The organism is Sphaerisporangium sp. NPDC004334 (assembly GCF_053602655.1).
The window spans coordinates 78,294-100,198 of sequence record NZ_JBSGDZ010000026.1 but is presented as its reverse complement, the minus strand read 5'-3'; the positions used below and the strand labels follow the sequence as shown (position 1 = coordinate 100,198).

The window sequence follows — 21,905 nt, the reverse complement described above, 5'->3', positions numbered from 1 at the left end:
CTCCGAGATGAGGGGGGTGGGAGAGTCAGACGATCGCGCGCGCCACGTAGACGGTGCGTGGTGGCGAGTACTCGACGACGATGATGATCGTTCCCACCGGGATCTCCTCTTCGGGCACGCTGGGATGGGCATAGAAAGCCTCAACGCCCCCGCGTATCGGCACCAGCACCTCGCCCACAAGGCCCGGCCCGATCTTGCCGGTGACCCTGCCCTGTCTGCCCACCACGTGCAGCACACCCCGTCGTCATAAATCGACCCGCGAACGCGAACGTTACCCCGTTTGCCCCGTATCTTCATCGGCCGGCGAAAAGCCCCCTGGCATTTCGCGGCGACTCCGATTCGTCCGCGCGGATCGTCTTCGTCCGGCCCAACGAACCAGGTGTTCGCGGCGTTCCCCACATGAGGCACGATCACCATCAAAGCGGGATGCCGCGCCCGTAGGGCCCACGCAATGAACCCGAAAAGACTCGGCTCGCCGCCCGCGACATGCGCCTTGTTCCATTCCGCGCGGGGCGAGGATCGGCGGAATGACGGCTCATTTCCCTCCCGGCGGGCGATCCCCCGCGACCTCCGCCCGCGCGTCCGGAGGCGACCTGCGCGCCGGACCGTGGACGGGACGCGCGATCAGCCGCAGGGCGTTCCTGGACGGCGTCACGACGGCCGCCGCGTGCGCCGCCTTCGCCTCCCCCGCCGGCCCGGCGTCCGCCGGTACGCCCCTCGGCCCGGCCGGCGACCCGGGCGGACCTTCACCGTCCCCGAGGGACGGGACGCACCCGGGACACGGGCGCGCACGGCCGCATCCGGCCGCGCTGCAAGGGCTGCGAGGGGACACCCCGGACGCGACCGGCGTGGCGCACGCCCTGCGCGACGGCAGGTTCTGGAAGCGCGTGGACGCGCCACGGCCGCCCGTGGAGAGCTACGACCTGGTCGTCGTCGGCGCCGGCATCAGCGGCGTCACCGCCGCCTACATCTGGGTGCGGCGCCACCCCGGGGCGCGGGTGCTCATCCTCGACGGCCATGACGACATCGGCGGGCCCGCCCGCCGCACCGAGTTCCACCCCGCAGGGCGGGCCGGACCGCTGGTCGCGCACGGCGGCGCCCGCGCGCTCTACGCCCCCTCCGCCTGGCCGCCGCAGGCACGGGAGCTCCTGGCCGACCTCGGCGCCGAACCCGGCAGGTTACGCGCCCACGCCGAACCGGGCCTGTATCCGGGCCTCGGCATGCACGAAGGGGTCTTCTGCGACCGGGAGACCTACGGCGCCGGCGCCGACCGGCTGGTGGCCCTGCCCCCGGGCAGGACGACCGCCGAGTGGGTCGCCGAGTTGCCGATCGCCGCGCAGGCCCGGAGGGACCTGGTCATGCTCTACGACGACCCTCCCGACTGGTTCCCCGGCCTGTCCGGCGAGGACAAGAAGCGGCGGCTCGCCGGGCTGAGCTACGCGGGCTTCCTGCGGGAGGTCTGCCGCGTCCACCCCGACGCCGTCGCGTTCTGCCGGACGATGCCCACCGCGACCCGGGCCCACGGCGCGGACGCGCTGGGCGCCATCGACGCCTGGGCCGCCGCGGACCGCCACGCCTATCCGGGTTTCGCCGGACTCGGGCCGGCCGGCTCGGCGCCCTCGCCCCGCGACCCGGCGCGGGCGGCCGGACGACGGGCCGGCGACGACGCCGAGGTGCCCTGCCTGCCCGAGGGCCCGCAGTCCCTGGTGCGCGCGATGGTCGGCCGCATGGTGCCGGGATTCGCGGGGACCACGGCGCTGGAGGACATCACCACCACGTGGTTCGACTACGGCGCGCTGGACCGGCCGTCCAACCGCGTGCGGGTGCGGCTGTCCAGCCCGGTGGTGCTGGTGCGCAACGACGGGGATCCCCACAGCGCCGCCTCGGTCACCGTGGGGTACTTCGACGGCCACCGGGTCCGCACGGTCCGGGCCGGCGCCGTGATCATGGCCTGCTGGGCGGCGGCGATCCCGCACCTGGTGCGCGACCTGCCCGCCGCCCAGAGGGACGCGATGCGGCAGGCGGTGCGGATGCCGGTGGTGTGCGCCACGGCGCAACTGCGCGCATGGCACGCCTTCCGCGAGGCCGGCGTCCACCGCGTCCGGTTCACCGGAGCGTTCTGGGCCGCCGCCGAACTCGCCCCGCCGGTCGGCGCCGGCTCCTACCGGTTCCCGCGCCGCCCGGACGAGCCGATCACCGTCCACCTCGTGCACGCTCCGGCCCCGCCCGGCATGGCTCCGGCGCGGGCGGCGGAGGCCGGGCGCCGCGCACTGGCGCTCACGCCGTACGCGGTGCTGGAGTTCACCGTCAGGGAACAACTCGCCCGCCTGCTCGGCCCGTTCGGCTTCGACGCCGCCCGCGACGTGGAGGGGCTCACGGTGAACCGGTGGGGGCACGGGTACGCCCGCGAGCACGCCGGGCCGTGGGACGCCTCCCGTCCCGGCGCGCCGCTCACGGCGGACACGGCGCGGCGGCGCTTCGGGCGCATCGCGATGGCCGGCGCGGACACGGTGTCCGGCGGGGACGCCGGCGCGGCCGTCAGCGCGGCCCACCGCGCGGTACGCGACCTCTCGGACGCGGCCCCGGCATGAAGCAGGTGACCCCGGCACGAACCTCGCAGGTGACCCCGGCACGAACCGGATGAGGTCAGCGTGAGGGCCGGGGGCGGCGGATGGCGGTGAAGGCCCACGACAGGTCCGGCTCCACGGCCCAGCGGAACAGGCGGCGCACCGGCGGCGTGCACAGCACGGTGGCCAGGACCACGCCGGACGCGGCCACCAGGGCGACGCCCCACGGGGTGCGCAGCCCCGCGTCGTACCTCTCCAGGACCTTCACCGCGAAGCCGTGCAGCAGGTAGGCGTACATCGTGGCCGCGCCGAGCCCGGAGAACCAGGTGCGGCGCGCGGGTGTGACGGCCAGGAACGCGGCCACCAGCACCGCGCCCGCCGACAGCATCGCCAGCCGGATCACACTGCCCGTGAGGTCGTTCACGCCGATCTTGACGTTGCTGTGCCGCCAGCGGATCCACTCGGTCGCGATGTCGGCGTGCACGGCGAACGCGACCACCAGCCCTGTCACCAGGAGCACGGCGCCGGCCACCCGCACCCACGGGCGCTTGAGGAGCTCCAGGTGCTCGGGACGGGTCATCAGCCCCAGCACGTAGAAGGGCAGCAGGCCGAGCGTGCGGTTCATCGACAGCTCGTCGGGCAACTCGCTCATGCCTCCCAGAAGGGACAGCCCCACCGCCACGGCGAGCGGCCGGCGGAGCTGCTGCCACACCGGGGTCGACAGCCGCCACATGAACAGCGACATCAGAAACCAGGTGAGGTAGTACGGGTCGAGCAGGCTGATGTCGAGCTTGCCGTACATGACCAGGCGCGGCAGCGAGTACGCGAGCTCGAAGATCACGTACGGCAGCGCGAGCTGGGTGATCAGCTTTCGCGCCTTGCCCGGCGAGAAGGTGAAGTTCCGCGACAGGTAGCCGCTCAGCGTGATGAACAGCGGCATGTGGAAGGTGTAGCCGAAGAAGTAGATGGCGTGCGCGGCCGGGACGTCCCGCAGGTCCTCGATGAGGTGCCCCATCACGACGAGGAGGATCGCCAGGTACTTGGCGTTGTCCAGGAACGGGTCCCGGGCGGCCCTGGCCGCGCGGACGGCGGCGGCCGGGGCGTCGGGCAGGGCCGGAACGGCGGGGGTGGCGGGGGTGGCGGGGGTGGCGGCGGTCACAGCCCACGCACCCTAACGAGACGGCCTGGGAACCCGCTGAACGGCGGATGACCCTTGGGCGAACAGTGCGACATCCCCCGGCCGTACAGGCCCGGTCGTCGTCACAGGAGTGGACGGTCCCGCCCGGCGAGCAGGTGGGCGGTCCCAAGTGTGACCGCCCACCCGTGGCGCTCGGCCCGTGACGGACGTCGCGGCAGGAGACCGTCCCCTACCCAGGGAGCGGGTAGGGACGACAGGGAAGCCGGGCCCGCGTCGGGCATCGGTACGCCGAAACGACTGAGCGGGCTTGGAGCTCCCAACGGAATGATCTTTGTTGCGATCTGATCTCTCGCCGCGGCGATCACGGGAGGGCGGGCACGGCGCGGCCGAAGCTCAGCTGCGCAGGGTCCACCGCTGGTTGGCCTGGCCGTTGCAGGCCCACAGGATGAGTTTCGTGCCGTTGGCGGTGCCGGCCGCGTTGGCGTCGAGGCACAAACCGGACTGCACGCCGGTGATGGTGCCGTTGGAGTTGACGTTCCACTGCTGGTTGGCCTGGCCGTTGCAGTCCCAGATGATCACTTGGGTGCCGTTGGCGGTACCGGCCCCGTTGGCGTCCAGGCACTTGTTTCCGTACACCTGCAACTGCTTGCCCGAGGTGGAGGTGAACCGCTGGTTGGTGCCGCTCCCGCAGTCCCAGATCTGCACCTGGGTGCCGTTGGTGGTGCTGGAGTTCGGCACGTCGACGCACCGGCCGGACTGGCCGCCCACGATCTGGGAGCCCTGCTGCGGGTTGCCGCCGCCCGCCGGCGCGTAGCCCGCGGCGGTGATGTTGGCCTGGACGGCGTTCTCGGTGGCGGCGCTCGGATAGCCGGAGGTCAGCACGCCCTCGAAGAAGGTGCCGCGGCCGGAGACGCTGTTGTCGCCGCCGATGCCGAGCAGGATGGCGCCTTCCTTTTTCATCGGGTTGTAGCCGTTGGGGCGCCGTCCGTCGAAGTAGTTCGTCAGGCCGCCCGACTGCGCGTCGCCGCCCCGGATCGCCCAGTGGTTCGGCTCGCCCTTGACCATGGCCGTGACGAAACGGTGGTTGATCGACGCGAGGGTGTTGTGGCCCGCGTTCACCCCGGAGAACAGCCCCCACTCCAGGTCGGCCATGATCCAGGGGCCGGCTCCGTCCCCGTAGCCCCACTGCTTGTCGGCGCCGAAGTAGACGGTCTCCATGATGGCGGGGGCGTCGGCCTGGCCGTCGGTCTGCGCGTTGCCGTAGTCGAAGCAGCACCACTGGTTGTAGTGCGTGCCGTCGACGACCGCGTAGATGCCCTCCGGCTGGTCGCCGGTCGCCACACCGTTGGTGTTGTTGTTGCGGTAGCCGGTACCGGGCTCCACGCGGACGCCGTAGGCCTTCTGGCCGCCGATGGTGATCGGCGCCGCGGTCGCGTTCGCGAGGTTGTCCCATCCGCCCGCGGCCGGACCCTTCCAGTAGCCGGGGGGCGCCTGGGTGAGGCGGTTGTTACGGCCGGACTGGTCGTAGAGGATGGTGATGAGGCAGGTCGTGCCGGAGCAGAACGAGTCCTGGGCTGCGGCGTCGACGACGCCGCCCGCGCTCTGGACGCCGATGTCGCGGGTGGTGTTGTCCGAGGCGCGCCTGACCTGGTACAGCGGGCCGCTGTAGGCGCCGTACAGCGCACGGGTCGTGCTGTGCGCCGCCACACACGGCGTACCGCCCGCGGCGTAGATGTCACACGGGCCGGTGGTGGCGGCCCGTGCCGTGCCACCGCCGACCAGGCAGACGGTGGCGAGCAACGCGCTCGCCCCGGTCGCGAGCGCCCTTCTCAGGCTTCCGAACAGCATCATGCCTTCTTCTCTCGATCAGGGATCATGGGACGGCACCGCCACAGCAGCCTGATCAGATGGATGTTAGCGCTAACATTCATCCCCGATCGAACCGATTCGCTGTTGACGGGATAGTGCGGAGTCAATGCACTGAAGGCCCCGGCGTCAAGAAGGCGGATCGAATCTCCCGGACGCCTCGGGGTGCCGTCAGCGCGCCGCCTGGCTCTTCCCGTGGCGCGTTCGGCGCTGTTGCGATGAGATGTCGTGAAACTTTCATCGCGGTCCGCCGGATGGTGAGCCGCCGCCCGCCTCACCCACTGCCGTCCTTGGGCTGTGCCCGCGTCCGGTTGGTCGCTGGCGAAGGCGGCGGCCACCGGGTTGACTGCACGGGTGACCGCATTGCCCGTCCCTGCCGACCTGACCCATCTCGTGGCCGCGACCTGGGTGCTCGACGGCGGCACGGTGCCGAGAGGGTTGCCGCACCCCACCGTCGACCTGCTGGTCATGCCCGACGGGGCGTGCCGGCTGGCCGGGCCGGAGACGCGGGGCCGGCAAGGGGCGCTGCCCGAGGGCGGACCGCTGGTGGGGGTGCGGCTACGACCGGGGACGGTGACCGGACTGTTCGGGGTGGCGGCCGACGAGGTGCCGCTGACCGGGACGCCGCTCGAGGTCGGGCGGCTCGGCGGGTCGGCGACCGAACGGCTGGGGAGCTCGGCGACCGAACGGCTGGGGAGCTCGGTGAGCGAACGGCTGGGCGGCTCGGTCAGCGAACGGCTGGGCGGGGCGTTGGCGTTGGTGCGGGCGCGGGCCGGGCGATGCCAGGTGGACGAGCGCGTGCTCATCGTGCTGGCGGCCATGCACGCCGAGCCGGGCGCGCCGGTGGACCGGCATGCCGCCCGGGCGGGGTTGTCCGGGCGGCACCTGCGGCGGCGGTTCGGGGTGGCGGTCGGACTGCGGCCCAAGTCCTACGTGCGGGTGGTCCGGCTGCACCACGCGCTCGCCGCCGCGCGCGCCGCGGTGGCCAAGGGGGAGCGCCCCGACTGGGCGGACATCGCCGTGCGCAGCGGCTGCTACGACCAGTCACACCTGCTCGCCGAGTTCCGGCACGCCGTGGGGGCGCCGCCGGCCACGTTGCTGCCGGACGTCCGTTTTCTCCAAGCCTCGGCCGGCCGGGAGCCACGACACTCGACGCATGGCTGATGGCGCTGTCGGGGAGATCCTCGACTGGTACCGGGAGACCGCACGGGACGGTACCGCCGGGGACGCGGTGCGTTTCGTCGAACCGCTGGGCGCCTGGGTGGTACACGGTCACGCCGAGGTGAGGCAGGTTCTCACCGACCATTCGGTGTTCTCCTCCGACGAACTCCGCTACAGCGCCCGGCCCGTGCCGCACCGGGACAATCCGCTTCTCGGCAGCCTGTCCGCGATGGACCCGCCCCGGCACCACGTGCTGCGCCGTCTGGTCGGCCGGGCCTTCACGCCCCGCGCGATCCAGGCCCTCCTGCCCTCGATCGCCGGCACCGTGCGGACGCTGCTGACCGATGTGGACGGCGAGCTCGACGTGATCGGCCGGCTCGGCTACCCGTTGCCGGTGCGCACCATCGCCGCGCTGCTCGGAGTCCGGGCGGACCGGCAGGCCGACATCGTGCGCTGGAGCGAGGCGATCACCTCCTTCGCCGGCTCGTTCACCGAGGACCCGGGGCGCCGGGCCGCCTTCCGCACCGCGCGCGCCGAACTGGGCGAGTACCTGCGGGAGGTGTTCGCCGAGCACCGCGCCCGGCCCCGAGACGACGTGATCGGCACCCTGCTGGCCGCCGAGCCGGACGGCGGCCGGCTCTCGGAGGAGGAGCTGCTCGACTTCTGCACGCTCCTGCTCGTCAACGGCCACGAGAGCACCAAGACTCTGCTGGTCAACACGGTGTTGTGCCTGGCGGCCCACCCCGGCGCACTGGCCCGGCTGCGCGCCGACCGCGCGCTGGTACCCGGCGCCGTCGAGGAGGTGCTGCGGTTCCTGCCCCCGGTCGGCGGCACCGACCGGTTCACCACCGGCCCGGCCGGCATCGCCGGGCACGCCATCGACACCGGCCGGCGCGTGGTCGCCATGGTCCTGTCGGCCAACCGGGACCCCCGGGTGTTCGCCGAGCCGCACGAGTTCCGGCCCGGCCGGACGCCCAACGAGCACCTTTCCTTCGGCCACGGCGCGCACTTCTGTCTCGGCGCGCACCTGGCCCGGCACGAGGCCGTGATCGCGGTGCGCGCGCTGCTGGACCGCTTCCCCGCACCGTGGTCGGTGAGCCGGATCACGACCAGGCGCACTCCGGTCGGCATCGACGTGCTCGATCTGGCGCTGGCCGCCCCGTAGGGGGAGGCAGGCGCCCGGGCCGGGCCGATGGCGCGGCGCGGGCCGTCGTCAGGTGCGGTCGGGGGTGGACAGGCCGGTGGCGGCGCGGCTGGTCTCCCAGAGGGCGGCGGCCAGGGTGGGGTCGGTCATGGACCTGCTCGCCGAGGCGAGGGCGCTCTTGGCGAAGAAGCGGCCGGAGTGCTCGACGCCGTCGGGCGTGGTGGCCAGGTGGACGAGCGTGCTCGCGGCCTGCTCGGGCGAGCGCGCGACGCCGGGGACCATCAGCACCGCCTTCATGTAGAGGCTGTCGGGCGCGAACCCCGTCTTGACGACGCCGGGGTGGAAGCAGGTGGCGTTCACTCCCCGTCTGGCGAGTTCGACGGTGAACAGCACGTTGGCCTGCTTGGTGTCGCCGTACTGCAGCCAGGCGGACCACCGCCGGTGCGCGCGGTCGATGTCGCGGGGGTCGAGCCGCCCGGTGCGCGCGGCGGCGGAGGAGGTGGTGACCACCCTGCCGCCGGACGCGGTGATCCGGTCGAGCAGCAGGTTGGTCAGCAGGAACGGGGACAGGTGGTTGACCTGCGCCATCACCTCGTGCCCGTCGCGGGTCGTCCGCCGCTTGGCGGACATGACGCCGGCGTTGTTGGCCAGCACGTCGATGCGCTCGTAGCGGTCCAGCAGATCGGCGGCCAGGCGGGTGACGTCCTCGAAGGAGGTGAAGTCGGCCACCGCGACATCGGGGCGGCGGCCGGAGACGGCGGCGACGCGGTCGGCGACGGAGTCGAGCTTGGCGCGCGAGCGGCCGACGATGACGACATCGTGACCGGCTCTGGCCAGCGCCTCCGCAGCGGCTGCCCCAATACCCGCACTCGCCCCAGTAACGACAGATATCATCTGATCCTCCAGTACGCGCAAACTGTATCGGTGCTAGCCTGCTGTGCGATCTTCCGGAGGTGCATTTCCCCCCAAATGCGGCAGAGCCTCCAAGCGATGCAGGAGTGACCATGAGTTCCCGAAAGCGGTCCATCCGAGTCAAGATTTTCGCGTTGCTGCTTCTGCCGTTGCTATCGCTCAGCGCCCTGTGGGGGTTCGTCCTCAATCTGACCGTCGGTGATGGCATCGCCCTCATGCGGGCGAACACGATCTATCAGAGTGTGGGCGTCACCTCAACAGATCTGGGACTCCAGATTCAGAGTGAACGCGCCCTGTCCGCCGAGGCCCTCAGCGTGCGGCTCGACGACCAGAACAAGCTGGCCGCCCAGCGCCACACCACCGATGTCTCCCTGGAGAAGTTCCGCGCCGCCGCGACGGAGGACGGCGCCCGCGGCGCGCTCACCGACGCGATGAGCGACTCCATCGACTCCCTGATCGACGAGCTGCAGGGCCTGCCGAACATCCGGGCCAACGTCGACACCGCGCAGTCCAACCGCCTGGAGACCATCCAGGCCTACAACCGCGTCATGGACGCGCTGTTCACCGTCTTCACCCGCATGACCTCGGTGCCCGACCTCGCGGTCTTCGAGCAGGCCGCGGCGATGCAGGGCATGGGCAACGTACGCGAGATCATCGCGCGGGAGAACGCGCTGGTCGGCGGGGCCCTGCGCTCCGGGGGGCTGACACACCCCGAGTTCTCCGCCTTCGCCGAATGGGCCGCCAACCGGCGCTTCCAGCAGGCCAAGAGCATGGCCGCCCTCGACCCCGAGCTGCGCAGGCCCTACGAGGAGGTCGTCGCCTCCTCGACCTACAAGCGCTTCGCCTCCATGGAGCAGGACCTCTTCGGCAGGATCCACACCGGCGGCCCGCTACCGGACACGCTCGGCAAGTGGCAGCCGATCATCGACAACCTCTCCACGACGCTCGACCAGGTCGCCGTCAAGGCGACCCGCGTCCTGGCCGACCGGGCCAAGACCATCGCCACCGGCATCCTCCTGCGCATCATCCTGGCCGGCGGCCTCGGCCTGGTGGCGGTCATCGCCTCGATCGTCATCTCGGTGCGATTCGGCCGCCGCCTGGTGCGCGAGCTGGCCGACCTGCGCAACTCCGCCCGCGAACTGGCCGACGTCCGGCTGCCGCGCGTCGTCGACCGGCTGCGCCAGGGCGAGGAGGTCGACGTCGAGACCGAGGCGCCGCCCATCACCGGCGGCGACTCCTCCGAGGTCAGCGACGTGGCGCAGGCGTTCAGCTCGGTGCAGCGCACCGCCGTGGAGGCCGCCGTCCAGCAGGCCGCCCTGCGCCAGGGCGTCAGCCAGGTGTTCCTCAACCTCGCCCGCCGCAAGCAGGGGCTGCTGCACCGCCAGCTCAGGCTGCTGGACACCATGCAACGCCGCACGAACGAGCCGGACGCGCTGGAGGGCCTGTTCCAGCTCGACCACCTCACCACCCGCATGCGCCGCCACGCCGAGAGCCTGATCATCCTGTCCGGCGCCGCGCCCGGCCGGGCCTGGCGCAAGCCGGTGCCCGTGGTCGACATCGTGCGCGCCGCCGTGGCCGAGGTGGAGGACTACACCCGGGTCAATCTGTATCCCCTGCCGGACGCGCACATCAACGGGGCCGTCGTCGCCGACGTCATCCACCTGATCGCCGAGCTGATCGAGAACGCGACGATGTTCTCGCCGCCGCAGACCACGGTGCAGGTGCGCGGTGATGTCGTCGGCAACGGCTTCGTCGTCGAGATCGAGGACCGCGGCCTCGGCCTGTCCCCGGAGGAGTACAAGGCGGTCAACGAGCGGCTGGCCGAGCCGCCGGAGTTCGACCTGGCCGACAGCGACCGGCTCGGGCTGTTCGTCGTCGGCCAGCTCGCCGCGCGCAACGGCGTGAGCGTGGTGCTCCGCGGCTCCCCCTACGGCGGCACGACGGCCATCGTGCTGGTCCCGAAGCACCTGATGGCCGACCCGTTGGCGGGCGGTTCCGCGGCCCCGGCCGAGACCGGCGCCGGGCACGCCGGCGAGCCGCGGCACGGCCGGACGTCCAGGCCCGTGACCGGGCCCGCCGCCCCCGAGCCCGCGGCCGGCGGATCTCCGTTCTTCACGCCCTCGCACGAGCGGTCCGGTGACCCGGCCCCGCCCGCGCTGACCGTGATCCCCGGCATCGCCGACACCGGCCCGATCGCTTTGAACGGCGGCAGAGCCGCGGACGCCGGCGCCCCGCCGGTCCCGGAGGCGGGCGCGCCCTCCACCGGGCTCGCCGGATCGGCCTCTCCTCGCGACGCGCGCGAGGCGTCGTCCCAGGGCGCCGGGGAGGCCTCCCCGTGGGACGGGGGCGAGGCGTCCACCCGGCCACCGCGTCCGGGCTCCTCGAACGGCACGCCGTCCTCGCGCACCAGCGCGCCGAACGGCACGCACCGGGGCCTGCCGCGGCGGGTGCGTCAGGCGAACATGGCCCCGCAGCTTCGCGAGAACACCGGCCCGCTGGCCGCGCCGACCCCTCTGCCCGCCCCGACCGGCGAGGCGGGACAGCCGACCGGAGCCCCGGGAGCCGCCGAGCGCTCACCGGACGAGGCGCGCGCGATGTTCTCCGCCTTCCAGCACGGCGGCCGGCGCGGGCGGCTGGAAGCCGAGCGAGAAGTGCCGCAGAGTTCCGCGACGGGCGAACCCCGGCCCGAAGCGCCCTCGAACAGGGGTGACGTCGCCACCCCCCTGCCCCGGCGGACCTCGGGGCCCGGTCGGAGCGCCACCGACCGGCCTGACGAAGGTGACCAAAAGCACGAGCTGCGCAACCATAGTGAGGGTTACGTACAGCAGACGAGTGGCGAGAAGGGTGACGAATGACCGGCAATGTCTCGTCGAACGGCGAACTGAACTGGCTCCTCGACGATCTCATCAGCAGGGTCGCGGCCGTGCGGCAGGCGGTCATCCTCTCGACCGACGGACTGGTCGTCGGCGCGTCCAAGGGGTTCAGCCGGGAGGACGCCGAACACCTGTCCGCCGTGGCGTCGGGCTTCCAGAGCCTCGCCCGCGGCGCGGGCCGTCACTTCGGCGGCGGCGAGGTGCGCCAGACCATCGTCGAGATGGAGTCGGCCTTCCTCTTCGTGACCGCCGCCGGCACCGGGACCTGCCTGGCGGTGCTCAGCAGTTCGGACGCGGACGTGGGCCACATCGCCTACGAGATGGCGATGCTCGTCAAGCGCGTCGGCCAGCACATCTCGACCAACCCCCGGCGGACATTGTCATGAGGACGCGCGGAGAGCAGTGGATCGACGAGGAGGCGGGGCCGATCGTGCGGCCCTACGCCCTCATCCGCGGCCGCACCCGCTCATCGGCCGACGATCTTGACCTGATCGCTATGGTCACGGCGACCGGGTCTCCCTACACTGGCGAGGCCGGTCTGGGCCCGGAGGAGCTCCGCATCCTCGAGCTCACCGACCGGCCGATGTCGGTCGCGGACATCGCCTCCGAGATCGACCTGCCGCTCGGCGTGGTCCGGGTCCTCCTCGGCGATCTCCACGATCACGGCATGATCAGCGTTCGGCCGCCCGCCCACGCGGGACCGCGTCCGAACGAGCGCATTCTCAAGGAAGTGATCAATGGCCTACGAGCACTCTGAGGAGCCCGTCGCCCTCAAGATACTGGTGGCGGGCGGCTTCGGCGTGGGGAAGACCACGCTGGTCGGGGCGATCAGCGAGATCCGCCCCCTGCGCACCGAAGAGGTCCTGTCCGACCGCGGCATCGGCGTCGACGACATCGACGGCGTGGAAGGCAAGACCACCACGACGGTGGCCATGGACTTCGGCCGGATCACCATCCGCGAGGGCCTGGTGGTGTACCTGTTCGGCACCCCCGGGCAGGAGCGGTTCTGGTTCATGTGGGACGAGCTGTCCTACGGCGCGCTCGGCGCGGTCGTCCTGGCCGACACCCGGCGCCTGACCGACTGCTTTCCCTCCATCGACTACTTCGAGCAGCGCGGCACGCCCTTCATCGTCGCGGTGAACTGCTTCGACGAGGCCGAGCAGCACGAGCCTGAGGACGTCCGCATCGCGCTCGACCTGGACCCGGGCATCCCGGTGATCCTGTGCGACGTCCGGCGCCGCGCCTCGGCGAAGGTCGTGCTGGTCACCCTGGTCGAGCACGCCCTTCGCACCCTCACACCCGCCGCCGGATAGGAGCCCGCCGCGCGGCGACGGCCGCGCGCCGACCCCGGCGGACGGTTTCCACGCCGCCGCGGACCCTGGCACCGGTTCTCGGTCACAGGGCCTGGACGGTTCTCGGCCGAAGGGCCCGGACGGTTCCGGTCAGAGGGCCTGGATACCCTTGATGACCTCCTGGAGGAGGGCCGCCCTGGGATTGCGGGTGCTCGGCGCCTGCGGGCGAACCTGGACGGCGCCGCAGGACACCAGATCCGCGAGCAGCAGGCGGACGAGGCCGAGGGGCAGGTCGATGTCGGCGGCGACCTCCACCAGAGGACGGGGCTCCTGGACGAGCCCGAGCAGCCGGTGGTGCTCGGGGCCCAGGTCGGCGCCGGAGGGGGGCGTCCCGGTGGCGGCGAGGTGGGCCAACAGGTCGAACGCCTCGGCGGGCGGCGGCGTCCGGCCCTTGGCGAGTGCGTACGGCCGCACCACCGGACCGTCGTCGATCACCTCGGGCTCGTCCATCACACGGCGCCTCTCGGGTGGGTGCCGAGGTGCCGGCCGACCCCGGCGACCAGGCGGGCCATCTCGTAGGCGACGACGCCCGCGTCGGCCTGCATCATGCTCAGGACCGCCAGGCAGCTGCCGTTGCCGGCCGAGGTGACGAACAAAAGCGCCGACTCCATCTCCACGATGGTCTGACGGACCGCGCCGCCCTCGAACCGCAGGCTGGCGCCCTTGGCCAGGCTCTGGAAGCCCGCCGCGACGGCCGACAGGTGTTCGGCGTCCTCGCGTTCGAGACTGCTCGACGCGGCCACGCGCAGGCCGTCGTTGGACAGGATGATCGCGTGCCGCACGTCGGTCACCCGGGCCACGAAGTCGTCGAGAAGCCAGTGCAGTTCGGCCGACATCGTCACACCTCCTCACCGTCTGGCCGGTCGCCGGCCCTGCCCCGCCGCCAGCCGAGCTGGAGCGAGTCGAACAACGCCCTGGACTCCTCGGGCGATCGCTCCACGGGCGTCCCCGCGACCGCCGCCGAGCCGCCGTGCTCCTCCCGCACGTGGCCGTCGCCCCGCTGTTCCTCCCGGGGATGACCGTTACCCCGCTGCTCCTCCCGCGGATGGCCGCCGTGGGCCGCCGGCACGGCCGGGTCGGAGTGCCCCTTCCGCGGGCGCAGCTGCGGGGCCAGGCTGGCCTGCCGGGTGCGCCGCGGGAGGGCCCCCTTGCCCGGCGCCGCCGGGCGGGACGCGGGCGGCGGCTGCGGCGCGGGCGCATCGGGCGACCGCGCCGCGCCCGCCCGTTCCGGTGCGTCCTGCCACGGCCGGGCCACCGGGCCGGAGGTCTCCTCGCGCGGCAGGCGCGGTCCGGGGTCCAAGGAGCGCGGGCCGGTCGGCTCGGGAACGCCCTGTGTCAGGGGCGCGGGCGGCTCGGGGGCGTCGTGCGTCAGCGGCGCGGACGGACCGGCGGCCTCCTCCGGCCGGGACGCCTCCGTCGCGGGAGCGGTTCTGGTGCGGACGGGCAGGCCGGAGGGCGGGCTCGCGGGCCGCTCGTCGAAGAAGGACCTGGCACGCGCGGCGGGCAGGATCGCGGTCCGCGCGGGCGGCGGGGTGGGCCGCACGGGCGTGGCCGCCGGCCGCTCGGGCATCGTGATCAGCCGGTCGGGGAGCAGGATGATCGCGGTCGTGCCGCCGTAGGGCGACGCGCGCAGCTCGACCCGGATGTCATGGCGGGCGGCGAGCCGACCGATGACGAACATGCCCAGGCGCTTGGTGTCGGCCGGGTCGAACTCGGCCGGACGCGCCAGCTTCTCGTTCAGCGCGTCGCGCTCCCCGGCCGTCATGCCGAGCCCGCGGTCCTCGATCTCGACGGCGAAGCCCCGCGCCACCATCTCGCCGTTCACCGTGACCTCGGTGTTCGGCGGGGAGAACGAGGTGGCGTTCTCGATCATCTCCGCGCACAGGTGGATGACGTCGGCGACCGCGTTGCCGACGATCATCACCTCGGGCATCGGGTGGACGCGGACCCGCGTGTAGTCCTCGACCTCGCCGACCGCCGCGCGCAGCGCGTCCATCACCGGCACCTCCTGGCGGAAGGTACGGCCCGGCGAGGCCCCCGACAGGATGACCAGGCCCTCGGCGTGCCGCCGCATGCGGGTGGTGAGGTGGTCGACCCGGAACAGGTCGCGCAGCGTCTCGGGGTCCTCGGCGTGCCGCTGCATGCCGTCCAGGAGCCGGAGCTGCCGCTGGAGCAGCGACTGGCTGCGCCGGGCGAGGTTGCGGAACGCCTCGCCGACGGCGTCGCGGAGCCGGGTCTGCTCGACGGCGGCCCGCACGGCGGTGCACTGGACGCTGCTGAACGCCGCGGTCAGCTCGCGCACCTCGGTGGTGGTGGCGGTGCTGACCAGCGGCGGCACCTCCACGGCGGTGTCGACCTCCTCGCCCGCGCGCAGCCGCTCGACGACGCGCGGCAGGCGCACGGTCGCCAGGTCGGCCGCGGCGGTCCGCAGGTCGCCGAGCTCCCGGGTCAGCCGGCGTCCCACACGGAAGGCGACCAGGAGCGAGCTGACGACGGCGATGAGCCCGAGCGCGCCCGCGAGGCCGGCCCGCACGAAGGAGGCCATGGCCACCGGCTCGGCGCCGGCGGCGAGCGCGGCGCCGGCGCGAGTGAGCGTGCCCTGGTAGGAGCCCTCCACCCGGTCGGTGATCGTCCGCCAGGTCTTGTGGGAGAAGGTGCGGCCCTCGCCGAGGACGATGTCGTTCTCCAGGGTGGAGAAGCGCCGGTACTCCTCCGAGCGCGCCAGCGCGGCGAACGGCGCGCGCACGGAGGGTTCGAGCTCGGCCATCCCCTGGTCGAACAGGAACCGGCGGGTGGTGGCCAGCGCGGAGAAGGTCCTCAGCTCGCCGGGGTTGAGCGGGCGGTTCTCGATCATCGCGCCGGCGGCGAGCGCCCGCTCGCGCGAGAGGTGGTCCTTGGCGTACGCCATCGCGGTCAGGCTCTGCGACTGGTGGAACAGCTCCAGGCCGCCGGTGAGCGACATGCTGACGACCAGCTTCTGCATGGCGTCGGGGACCAGGGCGTAGTCGCGGGTCAGCGTCACCAGGTCCATGGCCCCGCTGTCCACGGACGCGCGGGTGGCGTCGAGCTTGTCGACCACGGCCATCACGTCGGCGAACCGCGCGCGCATCTCCGGCGTGGAGAGCCTGGACTGCGCGGTCTCGGTGAGGGCGAGCCTGCGCATCCGCTGGCGGAGCAGGTCGACCTGCTGGCGCTGGCGCAGCAGCTCGGTCTGGGTCCGTTCCGAGGGGGCGCCGAGGTATTCGGCGGAGAGCAGGTGCTCACGCTGGAGGGCGATCGTCAACTGGTCGCCGGGGTTGCCGATCTCCTCGTACAACGACGACACGGCGAGCAGGTTCAGCGAGTCCCGCGTGGTGACGCTCGTCCCGAAGATCCACAGTGCGGTCAGCGAGAGGAGCGGGATCACGAGCAAAGCGGAGATCTTGAATCTGATGGACCTGCTCGATGCCATGGCACCTCATCGGTTGGCGGGATGCCGTAAGGGACCGGCAGCCGAGGGTGAAGATCGCCGATGAGGATAGCATTGTGGCGGCTGATTTTCTTGATGCTTCTGTGATATATCGTGAATTAAGCGCTTCTGCGTTTACTGTCGGCTTAACACCGCAGTGGTGTTTCGTGCGCCACTTGTAGCGTTTTCCATGGTCGCGGCCATCGCCATGATCGTGGCGATGCGCGTCCGCGCCGGCAGGGCGACGCGCACCAGTTGCACGGCGGAAAAGGCGAGAACGGCGACTTCGACCGCGAGCAGGGCCCACTCCGCCACACCGATCAAAACCTGGTGGCCGGGAAGGGCCACATAGGTGAGCACGGCGAGCCCGCCGCCCGCGCCCAGCGCGAGCCATTCCAGCGGACGGGCCAGCGCCGCCCACCGCGCGTCCTCGCCGAACCGCCGTGCCATCAGCGCCGCGGCGGCGGCCATGCTGATCAGTGCCAGCGCCATCAGCGCGTCCGCGACCCCCGCGACCGGCACGACGGCCGCGCCCATCAGCGACACCGCCCACGCCAGCAGCAGCCGCTCCGGCCACCCCGCGAGCGGCGCCGCGACGGCGCGCATGCCGGCCAGCAGTCCCAGCGTGGCAAGGCCGACCAGGGCCAGCGCCGGCTCGGTGACGCCACCGGGCTCGAGCGCGGCGGCGCGGCCGATGGTGAGGTCCAGGACGCCCGAAGGGGTGCCGACGCGGCCGGCCGCCATCGTGAGCGACGCGGCCAGCAGCGCCGCGATCGACGCGGCGAGCATGCCCGCTCCGGCGGCCAGGGGGTAAAGCCTTCTCAGCATGGTCCAAGACTGTCCCGGAACGGCCGTCTCGAACATCCGGTGCCGTCCCTGAACCACCCCTGAGGCGATCTCGGGGTCCCTCAGGGTCCTCCCCCGCCTGCCGTGGCCGGTCCCGGGGACGTCCGCCGGTCGCGGGGGACGCTCGCCCGCGGTGGGTGCCGGGGCCCGGCGTGCGGGCCCCGGCACCGGGTCAGACGGTGGCGGCCGCCTCCGCGTACCGGGAGCGGACGCCGGGCGCCGGATCGGCCTCGTAGACCTCCGGCTCGCCCGCCAGCCACGCCGGCGGCTCGGCGGTGCCGCTGAGCAGCCACGCGGCCTGGCGGGCCGCGCCGTCGGCGACGTACTCGCCCGGCTCGGGCACCACGACGGGACGCCCGAAGACCGCGGGCGCGATCTGGCGCACGGCCCGCGACCGGGCGCCCCCGCCGATCAGCAGGATGCGCCGCGGCTCGACGCCGAGCGCGTCCAGCCCGTCGGCCAGCCCGCACAGCATGCCCTCCACGGCGGCCCGCGCGAAGTGCGCCGGCGTGGAGTTGGCCAGCCGCAGCCCGTGCACCGCGCCGGTGGCGTCCGGCTTGTTCGGGGTCCGCTCGCCCTCCAGGTAGGGCACCAGCACCAGCCCATCCGCGCCGGGGGGCGCCTGCAGGGCGAGATCGCCCAACTCGTCCAGGCCGACGCCCAGCATCCGCGCCGCCGCGTCGAGCACCCGGGCGGCGTTCAGCGTGCACACCAGGGGCAGGAACCGGCCGGTCGCGTCCGCGAAGCCCGCCACGGCTCCCGAGGGGTCGTGGCTCGGCTCGCCGGCGCAGGCGAAGACCGTCCCCGAGGTGCCGATGGAGACCACCACGTCGCCGGGGCCAAGGCCCACGCCGAGCGCGGCGGCCATGTTGTCGCCGGTGCCCGGCGCGAGCATGACCTCACCGGCCCGGCCGGCCTGCGCCGTGGGGCCCAGCACGCGCGGCACCACGGGGGTGTGGCCCATCGCGAGCTTGAGCAGGTCGGGACGGTAGGAGCCCGTGCCGGGCGACCAGTAGCCGGTGCCCGAAGCGTCACCGCGGTCGGTGGTGAGCGCGTTGACGCCCGGCGCGCCGGCCAGCCGCCAGGTGAGCCAGTCGTGCGGCAGGCCCACCGCGGCGGTGCGGGCCGCGTTGTCCGGCTCGTGCTCGGCCAGCCAGCGCAGCTTGGTCACGGTGAAGGACGCGACCGGGACGCTGCCGACCGCCTCCGCCCATGCCTGCGGCCCGCCCAGCTCGGCCACCAGATCCTGCGCCGCGCGCGCCGAGCGGGTGTCGTTCCACAGCAGCGCGTCCCGGACCACCTGGCCGTTCTCGTCCAGGCAGACCATGCCGTGCTGCTGGGCGCCCACCGACAGCGCCGCCACGTCCGACAGCCCGCCCGCCTCGGCGAGGGCCCGCTGGAGGGCCTCCCACCAGTGGTCGGGGTGCACCTCGGTGCCGGCGGGGTGAGGGGCCCTGCCCTCGCGGACCAGGGCCCCGGTCTCGGCGTCGCGGATGACGACCTTGCAGCTCTGCGTCGATGAGTCGACTCCCGCGACCAGCGTCATCCCCGCACTCCGAGGAGGTGCTCGAGCGCGAGCTGGTTGAGCCGGGTGAAGTGGAAGCCGCGCTCGGCCGCCTTGTCGATGTCGAAGTCGTCGTTGGCCAGGTTCTCGTAGGTCTCACCAGGAGCGAGGGTCGGCTGGGCCAGCTCGGTGACGCGCGAGTCGGTGAGCGCCGCCTGCACCTCGGGGTCGGCGCGGAAGGCGGCCGCCTTCTCCTTGAGGATGAGGTAGGTGCGCATGTTGGCGGCGGCCGAGGCCCACACGTCCTCGGCGTCCTCGGTGCGCAGCGGCTTGTAGTCGAAGTGGCGCGGGCCCTCGTAGCCGCCGTTCTCCAGCAGGTCGACCAGGAAGAACGCGCTCTTGAGGTCGCCGTGGCCGAAGACGAGGTCCTGGTCGTACTTCGGGCCGTGCTGACCGTTGAGGTCGATGTGGAAGAGCTTGCCGTGCCAGAGCGCCTGCGCGATGCCGTGCACGAAGTTGAGCCCGGCCATCTGCTCGTGGCCCACCTCGGGGTTGAGGCCGACCATCTCGGGGTGCTCCAGTTCGCCGATCAGCGCGAGCGCGTGACCGATCGTGGGGAGCAGGATGTCGCCGCGCGGCTCGTTGGGCTTGGGCTCCAGCGCGAAGCGGATGTCGTACCCCTTGTCGAGCACGTACTGGCACAGGATGTCCAGGCTCTCCTTGTAACGGTCGAGCGCGGCCCGCACGTCCTTGGCGCCGTCGGACTCGGCGCCCTCGCGCCCGCCCCAGCAGACATAGGTCGTCGCGCCCAGCTCGGCGGCGAGGTCGACGTTGCGCAGGACCTTGCGGATCGCGTAGCGGCGGACGTCGCGGTCGTTGCTGGTGAAGCCGCCGTCCTTGAAGACGGGGTGGGTGAACAGGTTCGTGGTCGCCATGGGAACCTTGAGGCCGGTTTCGCTGAGGGCCTGCTTGAAGTTCTGGATGGCCTTGTCACGGTCGGGCTCGGTGGCGAGGAGGTCGTCGTCGTGGAACGTCACGCCGTAGGCGCCCAGCTCGGCGAGGCGGTGCACGCTGGTCACCGGGTCGAGCGGGGCTCGGCTGGCGTCGCCGAACGGGTCGCGCGCCTGCCAGCCCACCGTCCACAGGCCGAAGGTGAACTTGTCTTCCTTCTTGGGTGTGTACGCGTCCACGGAGTGTCTCCCGATTTAGTCTATGTTGTGGACTAAATACTCTGCCCCGATCCGCCCGAGGTCAAGAGGGACCGCCGGGCCACTTCACCGGACCACACTGGAGGCTGTGATCGGTACCGGAGCAGACCCGCCGATGACCCAGGCCGTACGGCACGACGCGATGCGGGCGAGGAACCTCGCCGTGGTCCTCGGAGCGCTCGACCGCCGGGGGCCGTTGACGCGCGCCGCGCTCGCCGAGGCCACCGGCCTGTCCAAGACCACGGTGTCCAAGCTGGTCGCGGACCTCATCGACGCGGGCATGGCCGTGGAGTCCGGCACGGTCGGGGACGGCGAGCGGGGCCGGCCGGGCGTCGCCGTCCGCCTCAGCGGGCACCGCGTGGCCGCCCTCGGCCTGGAGATCAACGTCGACTACCTGGCGGCCTGCGTCGTCGATCTCAGCCGGACGGTGCGGCTGCTCCGTGCACAGGCTGTGGACAACCGCGCCGCCTCTCCCGAGGACGTGATCGTCCGGCTGCGCGCACTCGCCACGTCCGTGCTGGCCGAGGCCGCCGGGCTCGGCCTGTCGGTCGCCGGTGGCATCGTCGCCCTGCCCGGCCCGGTCGACCGGTCCACCGGCAACGTCCACCGCGCGCCCAACCTCGGCTGGCGGGACGTGGCGGTCGCGGGCGCTCTGGGGCTGCCGCTCCCGGTGCTGGTGGAGAACGAGGCCAACCTCGCCGCCCTGGGCGAGCTGTGGTTCGGCTCGGGCGCCGCGCTCGGCGACTTCCTGCACGTCTCCGGCGAGATCGGCATCGGCGCGGGCCTGGTCGTCGACGGAGCGCTGTTCCGGGGCGCGCATGGATACGCGGGCGAGCTCGGCCACGTTGTCGTCGCGCCGGACGGCCCTGAGTGCCGGTGCGGCGGCTCGGGGTGCCTCGAACGGTACGCCGGGCAGGACGCCCTGTTGCCCCCGGGCGAGGAGATGTCCGTGCTGGTCGCCCGGCTGCGGGCCGGCGACCGCGACGCCCTGGCCGCCTGCGAGCGGGCGGGGACGGCGCTCGGCGTCGCGCTCAGCAGCGCGGTCAACCTGCTCGACCCGGACACCATCGTGCTGGGCGGCATCTTCGCCCCGCTGTTCCCGTGGGTGTCGGGGCCGGCGGAGGAGACCTTGCACCAGCGGCTCGGGCAGATGCGCGCCCGCGTCCCCGCGGTGGTCGTGTCGCAGGTCGGGGCCGACGCCGCGCCGCTGGGCGCCGCCGGTCAGGTGCTCCAGCGCATCATCGCCGACCCCGGCGCCTACCTGCTCGCCCCTCATCACTGACGGTCCCACCTATTTGACGCATCGATAGTTGAACTCTCAACCATGTACGAGGTATGCTTACTTGAGAGTTCAAGCTATTGGAGGCGCCATGCCGGTCCACCGTCTCAACCACGCCGTCCTGTACGTGCGCGACGTCGAGCGCAGCGTCGCCTTCTACCAGGAGGCGCTCGGCTTCCGCGTGGTCATGGGCTTCCCCGGCGCGGCCTTCCTGCAGGCCCCCGCGTCGAACAACGACCACGACCTCGGCCTGTTCCAGATCGGTCCGCAGGCCGGGGCCTCGGAGGCGGGGCGGGCGACCGTCGGCCTCTACCACCTGGCCTGGGAGGTCGAGACCCTCGACGACCTGGAGGAGATCGCCGCCAAGCTGCGCGACCTCGGCGCGCTGGCCGGCGCCTCCGACCACTCCACCACCAAGGCGCTGTACGCCAAGGACCCCGACGGCATCGAGTTCGAGGTCTCCTGGCTGGTGCCCGCCGGGCTGCTCACGCCCGAGACGATCGCCGGGCGATCGAGCATCAGACCGCTCGACATCGCCGGCGAGAAGCGGCGCTACGGCGGTGACACCCGCGGCGGCGTCGGCATCTCCACCGCCGCGGCCCACTGA

General features: G+C 72.7%; 19 protein-coding genes. 9 read left to right on the top strand and 10 right to left on the bottom strand.

Features of this window, described 5'->3' with window-relative positions; all coding sequences use genetic code 11:
* Positions 1–25 precede the first annotated feature (25 nt).
* Positions 26–235 (bottom strand): hypothetical protein, encoded by a 210-nt coding sequence (locus ACWEN6_RS30340; RefSeq protein WP_354842634.1) that lies wholly within the window; start codon positions 233–235, stop codon positions 26–28.
* Between the two features lie 292 nt (positions 236–527).
* Between ACWEN6_RS30340 and ACWEN6_RS30335 the strand changes: the two genes are divergently transcribed.
* On the top strand, positions 528–2,591 hold the full coding sequence (locus tag ACWEN6_RS30335; protein WP_452574960.1) for an NAD(P)-binding protein: 2,064 nt from the start codon (positions 528–530) through the stop codon (positions 2,589–2,591).
* A 55-nt stretch (positions 2,592–2,646) separates the two neighbouring features.
* Here ACWEN6_RS30335 and ACWEN6_RS30330 read toward each other — a convergent pair whose 3' ends face one another.
* A complete protein-coding gene (locus tag ACWEN6_RS30330) occupies positions 2,647–3,726 on the bottom strand; it encodes an acyltransferase family protein (RefSeq protein ID WP_452574959.1) in 1,080 nt (359 codons plus the stop codon).
* A 372-nt stretch (positions 3,727–4,098) separates the two neighbouring features.
* A complete protein-coding gene (locus ACWEN6_RS30325; protein WP_452574957.1) occupies positions 4,099–5,556 on the bottom strand; it encodes an arabinofuranosidase catalytic domain-containing protein in 1,458 nt (485 codons plus the stop codon).
* A gap of 369 nt (positions 5,557–5,925) precedes the next feature.
* On the opposite strand from ACWEN6_RS30325, the gene ACWEN6_RS30320 reads away from it, so the two are divergent.
* Complete coding sequence (locus ACWEN6_RS30320; protein WP_452574955.1) at positions 5,926–6,735, top strand: helix-turn-helix domain-containing protein; 810 nt, start codon at positions 5,926–5,928, stop codon at positions 6,733–6,735.
* Positions 6,728–7,897 carry a cytochrome P450 gene (locus tag ACWEN6_RS30315; RefSeq protein ID WP_452574953.1) on the top strand — a complete coding sequence of 390 codons (1,170 nt, stop codon included), beginning with the start codon at positions 6,728–6,730 and terminating at the stop codon, positions 7,895–7,897. Before ACWEN6_RS30320 ends, ACWEN6_RS30315 begins: the two co-directional genes overlap by 8 nt.
* Positions 7,898–7,945: 48 nt before the next feature.
* Here the strand turns inward: ACWEN6_RS30315 and ACWEN6_RS30310 are convergent, their stop codons facing one another.
* Positions 7,946–8,770, bottom strand: a complete 825-nt coding sequence (locus ACWEN6_RS30310) for an SDR family NAD(P)-dependent oxidoreductase (RefSeq protein WP_354842652.1) — start codon at positions 8,768–8,770, stop codon at positions 7,946–7,948.
* A gap of 110 nt (positions 8,771–8,880) precedes the next feature.
* On the opposite strand from ACWEN6_RS30310, the gene ACWEN6_RS30305 reads away from it, so the two are divergent.
* The 4 genes from ACWEN6_RS30305 to ACWEN6_RS30290 are packed head-to-tail and all read left to right on the top strand — an operon-like array spanning position 8,881 to position 12,974.
* Complete coding sequence (locus tag ACWEN6_RS30305) at positions 8,881–11,643, top strand: nitrate- and nitrite sensing domain-containing protein (RefSeq protein WP_452574951.1); 2,763 nt, start codon at positions 8,881–8,883, stop codon at positions 11,641–11,643.
* Positions 11,640–12,047, top strand: a complete 408-nt coding sequence (locus tag ACWEN6_RS30300) for a roadblock/LC7 domain-containing protein (protein ID WP_248963046.1) — start codon at positions 11,640–11,642, stop codon at positions 12,045–12,047. The genes ACWEN6_RS30305 and ACWEN6_RS30300 overlap by 4 nt, the downstream gene beginning before the upstream one ends.
* A gap of 44 nt (positions 12,048–12,091) precedes the next feature.
* Positions 12,092–12,418: a DUF742 domain-containing protein gene (locus ACWEN6_RS30295; protein WP_354842658.1), complete on the top strand. Its 327-nt coding sequence runs from the start codon at positions 12,092–12,094 to the stop codon at positions 12,416–12,418.
* Positions 12,399–12,974 carry a GTP-binding protein gene (locus ACWEN6_RS30290; RefSeq protein WP_354842661.1) on the top strand — a complete coding sequence of 192 codons (576 nt, stop codon included), beginning with the start codon at positions 12,399–12,401 and terminating at the stop codon, positions 12,972–12,974. Before ACWEN6_RS30295 ends, ACWEN6_RS30290 begins: the two co-directional genes overlap by 20 nt.
* A gap of 129 nt (positions 12,975–13,103) precedes the next feature.
* On the opposite strand, the gene ACWEN6_RS30285 is transcribed toward ACWEN6_RS30290, so the two are convergent.
* The 6 genes from ACWEN6_RS30285 to xylA all read right to left on the bottom strand — a co-directional run bounded on the left by ACWEN6_RS30285 (position 13,104) and on the right by xylA (position 20,001).
* On the bottom strand, positions 13,104–13,463 hold the full coding sequence (locus tag ACWEN6_RS30285; RefSeq protein ID WP_452574949.1) for a DUF742 domain-containing protein: 360 nt from the start codon (positions 13,461–13,463) through the stop codon (positions 13,104–13,106).
* Positions 13,463–13,849: a roadblock/LC7 domain-containing protein gene (locus tag ACWEN6_RS30280; RefSeq protein WP_452574947.1), complete on the bottom strand. Its 387-nt coding sequence runs from the start codon at positions 13,847–13,849 to the stop codon at positions 13,463–13,465. The genes ACWEN6_RS30285 and ACWEN6_RS30280 overlap by 1 nt, the downstream gene beginning before the upstream one ends.
* Before the next feature lie 2 nt (positions 13,850–13,851).
* The gene (locus ACWEN6_RS30275) at positions 13,852–16,464 is read right to left on the bottom strand and encodes a nitrate- and nitrite sensing domain-containing protein (RefSeq protein ID WP_452574945.1); all 2,613 of its coding nucleotides are present in this window, start codon (positions 16,462–16,464) and stop codon (positions 13,852–13,854) included.
* A gap of 132 nt (positions 16,465–16,596) precedes the next feature.
* Positions 16,597–17,325 carry a DUF998 domain-containing protein gene (locus tag ACWEN6_RS30270; RefSeq protein WP_452574944.1) on the bottom strand — a complete coding sequence of 243 codons (729 nt, stop codon included), beginning with the start codon at positions 17,323–17,325 and terminating at the stop codon, positions 16,597–16,599.
* Positions 17,326–17,479: 154 nt separating this feature from the next.
* Positions 17,480–18,853: a xylulokinase gene (xylB, locus tag ACWEN6_RS30265; protein ID WP_452574942.1), complete on the bottom strand. Its 1,374-nt coding sequence runs from the start codon at positions 18,851–18,853 to the stop codon at positions 17,480–17,482.
* Positions 18,850–20,001 carry a xylose isomerase gene (gene xylA / locus ACWEN6_RS30260; protein ID WP_452574940.1) on the bottom strand — a complete coding sequence of 384 codons (1,152 nt, stop codon included), beginning with the start codon at positions 19,999–20,001 and terminating at the stop codon, positions 18,850–18,852. Before xylA ends, xylB begins: the two co-directional genes overlap by 4 nt.
* Positions 20,002–20,107: 106 nt before the next feature.
* Between xylA and ACWEN6_RS30255 the strand changes: the two genes are divergently transcribed.
* Both ACWEN6_RS30255 and ACWEN6_RS30250 read left to right on the top strand, forming a co-directional pair.
* A complete protein-coding gene (locus ACWEN6_RS30255; RefSeq protein ID WP_452574938.1) occupies positions 20,108–21,301 on the top strand; it encodes an ROK family protein in 1,194 nt (397 codons plus the stop codon).
* An 88-nt stretch (positions 21,302–21,389) separates the two neighbouring features.
* Positions 21,390–21,905 carry a VOC family protein gene (locus ACWEN6_RS30250; protein ID WP_452574936.1) on the top strand — a complete coding sequence of 172 codons (516 nt, stop codon included), beginning with the start codon at positions 21,390–21,392 and terminating at the stop codon, positions 21,903–21,905.